Origin of the sequence: Methylobacterium sp. GC_Met_3 (assembly GCF_026540775.1) — a bacterium.
Taxonomy (GTDB): Bacteria; Pseudomonadota; Alphaproteobacteria; order Rhizobiales; family Beijerinckiaceae; genus Methylobacterium.
In genome coordinates this window covers 1-8948 of record NZ_JALNUL010000091.1, presented here as the reverse complement: position 1 = coordinate 8948, position 8948 = coordinate 1, and the positions used below count along the sequence as shown (strand labels likewise).

The 8948-nt window shown below is 64.0% G+C and carries 10 protein-coding genes and 1 tRNA gene; 6 read left to right on the top strand and 5 right to left on the bottom strand.

Annotation, left to right across the window (positions count from 1 at the left end; all coding sequences use genetic code 11):
• Nucleotides 1-177: 177 nt before the first annotated feature.
• Together OXS27_RS30870 and OXS27_RS30865 are read right to left on the bottom strand one after the other, a co-directional pair.
• Nucleotides 178-1269, bottom strand: coding sequence for a tartrate dehydrogenase (locus tag OXS27_RS30870; RefSeq protein ID WP_243916623.1), 1092 nt, complete (start codon nt 1267-1269; stop codon nt 178-180).
• Between the two features lie 104 nt (nt 1270-1373).
• Nucleotides 1374-3317: a chloride channel protein gene (locus OXS27_RS30865; RefSeq protein WP_267361490.1), complete on the bottom strand. Its 1944-nt coding sequence runs from the start codon at nt 3315-3317 to the stop codon at nt 1374-1376.
• A 224-nt stretch (nt 3318-3541) separates the two neighbouring features.
• On the opposite strand from OXS27_RS30865, the gene OXS27_RS30860 reads away from it, so the two are divergent.
• A tRNA-His gene (locus OXS27_RS30860) sits at nt 3542-3618 on the top strand.
• Nucleotides 3619-4266: 648 nt separating this feature from the next.
• Here OXS27_RS30860 and OXS27_RS30855 read toward each other — a convergent pair.
• Nucleotides 4267-4797: a hypothetical protein gene (locus OXS27_RS30855; protein ID WP_267361489.1), complete on the bottom strand. Its 531-nt coding sequence runs from the start codon at nt 4795-4797 to the stop codon at nt 4267-4269.
• A 129-nt stretch (nt 4798-4926) separates the two neighbouring features.
• Here OXS27_RS30855 and OXS27_RS30850 point away from each other — a divergent pair, with 129 nt between their 5' ends.
• The 4 genes from OXS27_RS30850 (at nt 4927) to OXS27_RS30835 (ending at nt 6257) form a co-directional block, all read left to right on the top strand.
• On the top strand, nt 4927-5085 hold the full coding sequence (locus OXS27_RS30850; RefSeq protein WP_243961740.1) for a hypothetical protein: 159 nt from the start codon (nt 4927-4929) through the stop codon (nt 5083-5085).
• Nucleotides 5082-5264, top strand: coding sequence for a hypothetical protein (locus OXS27_RS30845; RefSeq protein ID WP_267361486.1), 183 nt, complete (start codon nt 5082-5084; stop codon nt 5262-5264). The genes OXS27_RS30850 and OXS27_RS30845 overlap by 4 nt, the downstream gene beginning before the upstream one ends.
• A gap of 53 nt (nt 5265-5317) precedes the next feature.
• Entirely contained in the window at nt 5318-5497 is a 180-nt protein-coding gene (locus OXS27_RS30840; protein WP_267361484.1) for a hypothetical protein, read from the top strand.
• A 325-nt stretch (nt 5498-5822) separates the two neighbouring features.
• A complete protein-coding gene (locus tag OXS27_RS30835) occupies nt 5823-6257 on the top strand; it encodes a hypothetical protein (RefSeq protein WP_267361482.1) in 435 nt (144 codons plus the stop codon).
• Between the two features lie 539 nt (nt 6258-6796).
• On the opposite strand, the gene OXS27_RS30830 is transcribed toward OXS27_RS30835, so the two are convergent.
• Nucleotides 6797-6940, bottom strand: coding sequence for a hypothetical protein (locus tag OXS27_RS30830; protein WP_267361481.1), 144 nt, complete (start codon nt 6938-6940; stop codon nt 6797-6799).
• 465 nt (nt 6941-7405) lie between these two features.
• Between OXS27_RS30830 and OXS27_RS30825 the strand changes: the two genes are divergently transcribed.
• Nucleotides 7406-7729, top strand: coding sequence for a hypothetical protein (locus OXS27_RS30825; protein ID WP_267361479.1), 324 nt, complete (start codon nt 7406-7408; stop codon nt 7727-7729).
• Nucleotides 7730-8131: 402 nt separating this feature from the next.
• On the opposite strand, the gene OXS27_RS30820 is transcribed toward OXS27_RS30825, so the two are convergent.
• A complete protein-coding gene (locus OXS27_RS30820; RefSeq protein ID WP_267361477.1) occupies nt 8132-8542 on the bottom strand; it encodes a hypothetical protein in 411 nt (136 codons plus the stop codon).
• Between the last annotated feature and the right edge of the window lie 406 nt (nt 8543-8948).

Below are 8948 nucleotides of genomic sequence, written 5' to 3'. Positions count from 1 at the left end.
CCGAGTCCGGCAAGGCCGAGCCGGCGAGCAACGTGGTGAGCGTGCGCCGCCTCCCGCGCTGAGGCGGGCGGCTTTCACGGAGTGGAGCGCGACAGGCCCCCGCTCCCGTGCGGGAGAGGGGACCCGCGCCTCATCCTGAGCAGCCTTCAGAATGAAGCGCGGTCGCTGAGACCGCTCCTACCCCAGCGCCTGTTCCACCGCCTTGCCGCACGCCTGCGTATCCGCATTTCCACCGAGGTCGCGGGTGCGCAGCGTCCGCTCGGACAGCACCCGCTCGATCCCGCCGACGATCTCGGCCGCAGCCTCGTGCTCGCCGAGATGCTCCAGCATCATCGCCCCGGACCAGATCTGACCGATCGGGTTGGCGATCCCCTGGCCGGCAATGTCGGGCGCCGAGCCGTGGACCGGCTCGAACACGGACGGGTGCACCCGCTCGGGGTTGATGTTGCCCGACGGCGCGATGCCGATCGTGCCCGTGCAGGCGGGCCCGAGATCCGACAGGATGTCGCCGAACAGGTTGGAGGCCACCACCACGTCGAACCGGTCCGGGTTCAGCACGAAATGCGCGGTCAGGATGTCGATGTGGTACTGGTCCCACCGCACGTCCGGATAGGCTTCGGCCACCGCCTTCACCCGCTCGTCCCAGTACGGCATGGTGATCGAGATGCCGTTCGACTTCGTGGCCGAGGTCAGGTGCTTCTTCGGGCGCTTCTGGGCGAGCTCGAAGGCGAATTTCAGGATCCGATCGGTCCCGTGCCGGGTCATGATCGTCTCCTGCAGGGCGAATTCCCGCTCGGTGCCGGCGAACATCCGACCGCCCGCGTTCGAGTACTCGCCCTCCGTGTTCTCCCGGACCACCCAGAAGTCGATGTCGCCGGGCTTGCGGTCGGCGAGCGGACACTTCACCCCAGGCATCAGCCGCACCGGGCGCAGGTTCGCGTACTGGTCGAATTCCCGCCGGAACAGGATCAGCGAGCCCCAGAGCGAGATGTGATCGGGCACCCGCTCGGGCATGCCGACGGCGCCGAAATAGATCGCGTCGTGCGTCTCGATCTGCGCCTTCCAATCCTCCGGCATCATCCGGCCGTGCTGCTCGTAATAGTCGCAGCTGGCGAAATCGAACCAGTCGAGCTGGAGCGAGAAGCCGTGCCGCTTGGCCGCCTGCTCCAGCACGCGCACGCCTTCCGGCACCACCTCCTTGCCGATGCCGTCGCCGGGGATCACCGCGATGCGGTAGCGACGCTGCGGGCTGGTCTCTGGACCGGGCATGAATCCTCCACGCGTTCTGGGAGAGCGGGCCCTCGCGGTGCCCGGATCGTCGGCGTCAGGTGATTGGTCCGCGCCGGTATCGGGTCAACACCCGGGCCTGACAATCAGTCGATTTCCCCCGCCATGGCCCGGCGCTGACGGTCGAGTTCCTCACTGTAGCGCTTCAGCGTGTGGCTCTCGGTGAGCAGGCCCAGGACCTTCCGGGTCTCGGGCCCGTCGACCACCGCCAGCGCCTCGCTCTCGGTGCGGTCGAAGGCGGCGGCGGCGTCCTTGGCGTTCAGGCCCGGCGTGAGGAAAGCGTCGGTGTGCAGCAGCAGGTCGGCCAGCACGGGCTGCGCCGCCGCGCCGGCTTCCAGCGCGGCGGCGTGCGCCTCGGGGACGTTCACGATCCCGGCATAGCGCCCCTGCCCGTCCACTGCGATCACCCGGGAGGGCGAGCCGAGGGGGTGGGCGCGCAGGAAGGTGGCCAACGGCGTATCGGCCGCCACGACGCGCGTGTCCCGGCGCATCAGCCGGCCGACCGTGAGCGAGCGGATCCAGCCGATATCGTGCGGGCTGCGGATGCTCTCGCCGCGCAGATGGAAGCGCCACGTCGCGAAGGAGTAGCCGAAGGTCTTGCGCACGGTCAGCGAGGACGCGATCACCGCGGCGAGCACCAGCCCGGTGATCGGCAGGCTGCTGGTGATCTCGAGCGTCAGGAACGTCATGGTCAGCGGGCCGCCGATCACCGCCACGGCCAGCGCGCTCATGCCGATCACCGCGTAGGCGAGCGGCGTGAGGCCGAAGTCCGCCAGCGCCGGCACCAGCAGCGGCGCCCCGGCGGCGAACAGCTTGCCCGCGATGGCGCCGAGGAACAGCGAGGCGAAGAACAGGCCGCCCCGAAAGCCGGAACCGATCGAGATCGCCGAGGCCATCGCCTTGGCGGCGAACAGGCCGGCCAACGCCGCGATGCCGTGTCCCTGGCTCTCGGCGGCGAAATGCAGGTGCAGGGCGCCGTGGCCGCCCGAAAGCACCTGCGGCGTCGCCACCAGCGCCAGCGCCCCGACGCACAGGCCGCCGAGGGCCGGGGCGGCCACCCGCGGGACCCCCGAGGCCTGGACCAGCCGCTCCACCAGGGTGACCCCGCGCATGATCAGGATGCCGAGGCCCGCGCAGACCAGCCCCAGGGCGAGGCTCGGCAGGATCTCCATGCTGGTGACGTGCGAGGTGGTGATCGCCTGCACGTCGCCGAAATCGACCAGCGGCTGCGTCGCGATCAGCTGCTGCGCGATCAGGTTGCCGCAGAGCGCCGCCACCACCACCGGCGTCAGAGTCGCGATCGAATAGGTGCCGATGATCAGCTCGAAGGCGTAGAAGGCGCCGGCCAGCGGCGCGCCGAACCCGGCCGCAATCGCCCCGGCGGCGCCGCAGCCGACTAGGGTCCGCAGGTCGCTCCGGCGCACCTCGAAGGCGATCCCGAGCCGTGAGGCGAGGCCGGAGGCGAGCTGCGTATAGCCGGCCTCCAGCCCGACCGAGGCGCCGCTCCCGTTCGAGACGACATTCTGGAGGGCGAGATAGAGGCTGTCTCGGAGCGACATCCGCCCGCCATGCAGGGCGTTGGCCTCGATCGGGTCGATGGCGGGGCGCTTGCGCGGGCCGCGGATGTAGCCCGCTGCGACGATCACCAGCCCGAGCAGCGCGCCGCCGAGACACGGCCCGACCAGCAGGAGCACCGGCGACACGGCATCGGCCGCGCTGAGCCGCATCCCTGGCGGCAGGAGGAACAGCAGCTCGCGCAGGCTCTGCGTCGCCCAGTTCATGGCGGAGACCGCGACTCCGGCCACGCAGCCCACCAGGGTCGCGAGCGCGACGAGGCCGCCCTCGCTGCGACGGACGAGGCTGCGCAGCTGCCCCGGCGCCTGGACGATCCCGGCGCCGGTCCAGCGGCGCCGGGCGCGCTCGCGCGGTCCGGCCGCTTTCCGGGCCGGTGCGTCGATCGGCCGGTCGGCCGCCTTGCGGTCGCCGCCCGTGCTTCCATCCTTGGCTGGCGCTGGCTGTCGTGCGCTCACGGTTCGTCCGCTCACCCCGATCCGCCCCGGCCGCCGCACCGCGGGTTCGACCCGATGGGTTCACTATAGCGCCCCCCGTGCCGAAGTGGACGCCGGTTCGGCCCTGGCGCGGGCGCCCGGAGCCCGATGCGGCCGGCCGCGGCAGGTTGCGTCCGTGTCGATCCCGCAAAGGCCGCGCGCCTCGCTTGAAAACTGCCGCGGCCCACGATACACCCCCCGCCAGTGCCGCCGTAGCTCAGTTGGTTAGAGCACCAGATTGTGGATCTGGGGGTCCCCCGTTCGAGCCGGGGCGGTGGTACCAAGGACTTAGCTGGTTTCAGACAGCTCGAAAATGGACCAGGGGTAACGCTGAGGGTAACAGCGACCCCTGGTTTTCTTTTGCCCGCACCGGATGCGCGAGCGGCGTTCGTGAGAAGCGGACATCAACCGGAAAAGTCCGACGCCTTTAATGAGGCGGTCAGTGCCGCAGCTGACCTCCACGCCTGCCCTAGGCGTCATGGCAATGAACTGTCGGGGCGGGCGTGGGTGCCTTGGCCAACTTGGCCCTCGATCGCGGCTTAAGCTGTGGTCACCGAAGTACGTCGCATTTGACCCATCTCACGCATACGATCTTCGGCTGCGTCGGGCATGCTGGTCACGAAACCAAGCTATCGAGAACACCACCATGTTGGAGCGGCGCCACGCGGAACGCGCTCTCGTCAGCGCCGCAGGCGTTGTCATCGTCGACGAGCACACCACGGTTCCGTGTGTAGTCTACGACTTGTCGGACACGGGCGTCCGGCTGACCATGCTGACGACCGCGGGAGTACCTGACAGCTTCCTGCTGCACGCGTCCTGCTTCGGCTCGGGCGTGTGTGAGGTGGCTTGGCGAACCGACGAGACGATCGGGGCTCGTCTAACCCGGCTGGATCAGTGGTAGGCCGCGCAAGAAGGCGGATCATCTGAACGGTTATGATAGGGCTGATCGGGCGCATAGCTGAGCCTCGTCGCCGAAGCCCGTGAAGGCCGGCGGCAGCACCGTGCCGGTCACCGCCAAGATGGCTCGCGCCGCCAAGGCGATCTTGTCCTCGTTCTCCCATGGCATGCCAGCCAGCGCGCCCTCAACCTGGAAGGCCAGCGCAAGGCCGACGACACCAAGGCCTTGCAGCGTGCTGGGAGCCGGCAGGGCCAGCACCTCGGCGATCAGTGCCCACATGCCGTTGTCGACGGCGAGGGCGGCCTTGTAGCTGGGGCTATCCGGGTGCTCGTCCTCGAACACAGGGCGGACGGCCATGGCGGCGGCATGCGCGGCAATCAGGCGATCCCGGAGCGAGATGTGCGGATCAGAGGGCTTGCGGCTCGTCCCGGCGTCGAGGCGGTCACGCAGACCTGCGGCTCGCATCGTCAACGTGGCCCGCGTGACAGGGCCGCCGGCGGCGACGATAGTGGGGCCGGTGGCGGGTAATAAGGGCGTGCGTGTGCTATGGGCGTGGGTAGCCATTGACGTAGCTCCAGTGCGTTGAAGGCTAGGCCTGTCGCGGTGCTCCAACACCTCGGCAGGCCGCTTGCTGCTGCAAGGCACTGTCTGTATAGTGTCTATACACGGTCGGCGTCAAGACATTGTCTACACATGCAGCAGCGAAAAAAGACGGCGCAGGTCAATCTGCGCATCGATCCGGCCTTGAAGGAGGCGGCTGAGTCCGCCGCCAAGGAGGATCAGCGTTCGCTCACCTCGCTTGTCGAGAAGCTTCTCACCGAGCACCTGAAGGCGAAGGGCTATCTGAAGTGAGCGATCCGGAGCCCGATTTTGCCTTCCGCGCACGGTTGCTGCCGATCCTCAGCGAGAAGGATCGCCAGCTCGCAATGGCGGTGGCCGGGGCTCGGCTAGACAACATCGGGCGCAAGTACGGTCGCTTCAGGACCGGCGTGCCGCTGAAGGGGTTAGATGCCGCGCCGGGTCGCACTTGAACCCAAGCGGGCTGAGTCCAGCTTTCTGTCGATCCGATGACACAGGGCACCCGATGTCCAAGCTGCACCCCAGGGCCCGTGGCCACCTCACCTCACTCGGCTCCCGAGGTGTCGATCGGCAAGACAAGGCCGATCAGGCCCACCGAGACCTCGACGATGAGAAGCAGGCGCTGGACGAGCGGACCGCGGAGCTACGTGCCAAGCGGTTGGCGCAGGAGCCGGGCAAGGCCTGATACCCTCGAAGCTGCCGGCGTCATCTTCATCGAGGAGAACGGCGAGGGGTCGGGGGTGAGGCTGAGGAAAGCTGGTGCCGAATGATCGAGTACGATCCTAGGATGTGGCGCTTGCCCAGCACCTATCGGAAGTAATAGAGACGTAGGCGCGTTGATGCCCGAGCTCTAACAGTTGCGACTGATAGCGCGGCACAGCCTGCTTCTCCGATAGCGCTGCAAAGCCGTGAGCCGTCAGCAAGCTGCCGTTCGATACCTGACGCGTCTCTGCGAGGCGCATCATTCTGCCATGGGGAACCTGGCAGGGGTTCTGCCGAAGGAGATGCATGTGCGCGAAATCACGCGCGCTGCGGGTGAGGCATGGCAGAAACAGTGGCGCCCGAACAATGAGAGGACCCCACCAGAGGGTGGATGGGATTGGCCTGATATCTGGACAGATCGAAAACGACACCATACGGAATTGTTTCACGCCGCTGTCTGGTTCGGCGACCGTCTGTGTGGCCTGGCCTTGGGCGTGCCGAACAGAACCGCGGTGGTTCTAGAGGGCGTTGAAGGCGACCCGAACAGCGACAATCCAGCCAAGGGCCTCGTGTTGTTAACGGTCCTCGAAGCCGCCACATGCTACGCACAAATCACCGGTAGGCAGGAAATTTGGTTGAAGGAACCGGCCAACGAACGTCTCGTTAGCCACTACGTCGATGCGTACGGTTTTGAGCTTGTCACCGACAAGGCTCACAAGCCATACTGCCGCAAGCGAGTGTGACCCCCATGAACGCTTTAAGAAAATGGTGGGGCGACTTCTGGTGCTTCGACGAGGCGCCTGCGCCTGCCGCCACACGTCATTCAAGCAGCGATGCAGATGGTGCTGCGCCTCGGGCGCCGACCGGTCTTTTCGCATCGCTCTCCCCTGAGCAGAGAGCCAGGGTGCTGGCTTATCGGGGATCCATCACGAGCGGTGACCCCCGCGCGCACTAGTGTGCGGATGCCAGCTTGAGACATTGCAGCCCCGCTTCGGCGGGGCTTTTTGTTGATCCGTGGAGCAAGTCAGGACAGGCGTGGCTTCGAGGGTAGGAGGGACGGGACACCCTTGCGAGCATCCCGTCCCCCTTGTTCCCTGGAACAACCAGCTACCTTGGTTTCTGACCCTTGGTCTGATCTTGGCCCAGAGCTGAGGCGGCTACCGCCTTGATCTGGGCTTTCGTCGGACTTGGGTTTTTGCCGGACAGGATGTTCGACGCGATTGTGGAGACGCGTGACGACGTCTGTCTGGGCGGAGTGCGCGAGGCCATAGTTCCCACCTCCTCAGCGACCGAAGCGGCGAACCGCCTCATCGTGGCTGGTGGGATGCAGGCGTCCGAACTTAACGTCGGCGATGCGGCCCTGATTGACGTCGTAGGTTGCGGCGATCCGGCTGTACATCTCGCCTGCCATGAGCCGGCGATGCACCGCGACAGCCTCCTCGAATGTGAGGCGGTGGCAGGGCGAGCGGTCAGGTTTCAACATAGCGGGTCCCTCTAAAAGAGGGTCCCAGAGAACTTGACAACCGGCCGCCCACGCGCAGAATGCACGTGCTAACAAGCACCAGCCGCAAGTCCTCCAGGACCCATTGCGGTTGTGACGAAGGCCGGGGGTCGCAGCCCGGCTTTCGTCGTTTTTGAGGCTATAATAACCTCAACGACAATGATTGAGGCGGCTGGGCTTAAGAGTCAAGCCTGGATAGCCCCTAGAGGCGATTGCGCGGCTCCCTGGCGGCCTTTCTGCAGAAATTCCTGCTGGACCCGCTTCTCACGCAAACGGCCGCCAGAGGGCCCCTGAGCCGCAAGTCGGCTTCTTTTGCATCTGATCCGGACCGGTTCGACTGGGCAAAGCGCAACTCTTCTCGATGCCCACCCGGGTAGCTATCTTGCTGGGATGCGCACAGCCCTCGCCACCCTCGCCTTCGTCGTCGCTGCCGGTGGGGCACAGGCAATGATGCCTTCGCTTACCGACCTGCCGCGTGACCGGACCATGCTGACATGTCAGCAATGGGCGACCTCGCAGGACGAGGAGGCCATCTACATGTGGGGCCTGCTGGAGAGCGGGAAGACATCCGAGGACGTGGGGAGGCTGCGGCTCGCTCTGTCGTGTCTCGGGGATCGTCCGCCGGAAATCGTCGGCTTCGGATCAAGCGTCGGCGCCGCCGACCAGTTCTGCAAAACCCGGCCGCGCGTTCCTGTCTGCCGGGATCGGCGCTAGTCGCGGCCAAGTGGTGCCATTTGTCGGCCGTTCACAGTGACAACCTTACCGAATAGGTTGCCCTTGGTGTCGGTTCGGGCACGAGCATCCGGCCCAGCCTTCTCGATCACAGTCGTGACGCTACCGTTCACGTTTGCGCTGCCGACGATCCCTGACAGCTAGAGGTAGTCGACCATAGATATTGGTCGATGCGCTGGTACGGGTAGTTCCCGGCCGCTGAGAACGCCTACCGTACCTTGCACGAGGTGGCCGCCGAGGCGGGAATAACGTCCCTCGCGGAGGGACGCAGGACCGACCGTTCACTGACGCATCCGCGCCAAAGTGGAAGAAGCGTTGAAGATGAAGTGTTTTTAGTTAGTTTCCATCACAAACTTATATTATCGGACGAATTCATTAGTCCGTCTATTTGAGCGAGTCTGCTAGAAGTTCTGATATCGAAATCTGAAATTTGTACGTTTCACTTGATTTATCGCCCATTTTATTTTCTTTTATTTTACTGCAAGCCCGGATAATTATGGAATGTTCACCGGGATTAAAAGCGCATCGGTTTGTAGAATTTCCTTGCGAGGGATCAATATCTTCATTGACGATTTTTCCATTGAACAGAATTGATATATACGCATCTGGATTGTCAGTCTTAGAATTGGCGTCTGCTCTATAGTATAAAGTCAAATTTCCACCCCTTGTGGTGTTAAAGAAATATATATCTTGGAAGCCAGTCGATTTATTGACTTTACCGGAAATTTGTCCTTTCCAGATACCCTTCACACCTTCTTCATATTTGAGAAAATTCTTCAAATTCCTGCCGCCCATGACAACTCTCTTTCGAAAACAGTATAGTACATATTAAAGTAAGTGGACGCAAGGGCTTCAAACCTCAGAAGCGTCGAAACAAGAAGTTTAGGATTTAATATTATAGTTAACAAATATATATCCATTATTTATAGAACAAAGGCTGGCGATAGATCGACAGTGGTTGCATTTTTATAATATTGCTAGTCAAGACGGAGATGCAGTAGCCATAGAAATATTTTAACTGGCAGCTGTTGTGCTGCCGTGCTCTACACCGTCGGCGCCGTGATCCTGGCACTCGTAGGGTCGAGCGCAGGCCGTGGATATTCCCGCAATGGCGAACCGGGCGGACCTGCGGCTTCAGATCACTCCGCCTTCGCCATCTGTCGCCCGTGGTTCTGAACCACGACGCGGAAGAGGTTGCCGA